Origin of the sequence: Pseudomonas sp. (assembly GCF_050739655.1) — a bacterium.
In the GTDB taxonomy this organism is placed as follows: domain Bacteria; phylum Pseudomonadota; class Gammaproteobacteria; order Pseudomonadales; family Pseudomonadaceae; genus Aquipseudomonas.
On record NZ_JBOIBY010000100.1, the window covers coordinates 1 to 1360 of the forward strand.

The following is a 1360-nucleotide window of genomic DNA, read 5'->3' on the forward strand; positions in this document are numbered from 1 at the left end:
GATCACCCTGTGTTCTCCTGCTCGGAAAGCGAGCAGAAGCAGTTGAACACCTGGGTCAGTTTTCAGTCGGCAGAACAGCCTTTACTGGGTCAGTTTTCGGTCAGCGGCAACAGATCAAGGGCACAAAAAGAAACAGACATGCCCACGGGCTATCCGATTAGCGCAGCGACTATCCTGATCCTGCAGACCCTCGGTAACGCTTTGTGCGCCATGCCTTGAAACCGTGCATGAGGTGACCATGAGCCTGAATCTCATTCCAGAGAATTGCGGCAGTCTCTTTAACAGAGCTTCCCTGTTCACCCCTGAAAATCAGCTATTCCTTCTCAATGACCTGGATGCCATTCGTGAAGGCGTCAGCAGCGTGTTCAAAAATCACGAGCTGCGCTGCATCCGGGAAACCGACCGCATCAGCGCACGGATGCACCACGTCAATCGTGGGCGCCTGTCCTTGAACCGGCTGGAGTATGGAGCCCGAGTCAACATTGATCCCGGTCGCCTGGACGATTTTTTCTTGATCCAGATCCCCATCAGTGGCAAAGCGCACATCATCTGCGGCGACCATGACTTTATCTCCACCCCTCATAAGGCCTCTTTGATTTCCCCTAACCTGCCGTTATCGATGTGCTGGGATGCCAACGCCCCCCAACTGGCCCTTCGCATCGAGCGCAGTGAAGTTGAATACCATTGTGCCCAGCACCTTGGGCATGTGATGGACAGATCACTGGAGTTCCAGCCAGAACTCGACCTGACGACCCCAAGCGGAAGCTACTTTCTCCAGCTGATCGCCATGTTGGCCGACGCGATTACATCTAACCAGCACCCGCTTCACCACTCCCTGGTGCTCAAGCAGTTCGAGTCAGTGCTGATCAATGCCTTGATCTATGGCCAACCCAACAATCTGCGGGAACAACTGGAGTGCGCCAGTAAACCAAAAGCGCTTTTGCCCTATTTCGTCAAAAGGACCGAGGAGTATATGCGGGCTCATGCGAATGAACCGCTGAGCATCGAGCAGTTGGCTGAGCACGCAGGAGTGAGCGTTCGGACACTGTTTGCCGGCTTCCGCGATTTTTGCGACACCACGCCCATGGCCTATCTGCGCAACCTGCGACTGGAACAGGTGCACCTTGAGTTGAGCACACAGAGTCATGACGCTTCGGTAACCGACATCGCGTTCAAGTGGGGCTTCGTCCACTTGGGACGGTTTGCCCAGGAATATAAAAAACGTTTTGGCGAGGCGCCCTCAACCACGCTTAGATTCCGAAGCTGAACTCAGGATTCACAGTGCAAGATCCGGGGCAATCTCAATTCAGCGAGAATGATCCACTAATGTAGGAGCGAGCTTGCTCGCGATGGACTAAAG

Annotated in this window: 2 protein-coding genes; both read left to right on the forward strand. The window is 54.2% G+C overall.

All coding sequences use genetic code 11. The features are described 5' to 3' along the window. On the forward strand, window positions 1–219 hold a 219-nt coding region (locus tag ACRESJ_RS05500), incomplete at its 5' end, for a hypothetical protein (RefSeq protein ID WP_431757001.1). A gap of 19 nt (window positions 220–238) precedes the next feature. Then, window positions 239–1267: an AraC family transcriptional regulator gene (locus tag ACRESJ_RS05505; protein ID WP_431757002.1), complete on the forward strand. Its 1029-nt coding sequence runs from the start codon at window positions 239–241 to the stop codon at window positions 1265–1267. The last annotated feature ends 93 nt before the right edge of the window (window positions 1268–1360 follow it).

Bases quoted from the DNA above. Each gene is read 5' to 3' on its own strand.
- ACRESJ_RS05505 (WP_431757002.1), top strand. From the start codon at position 239: ATGAGCCTGAATCTCATTCCAGAGAATTGCGGCAGTCTCTTTAACAGA.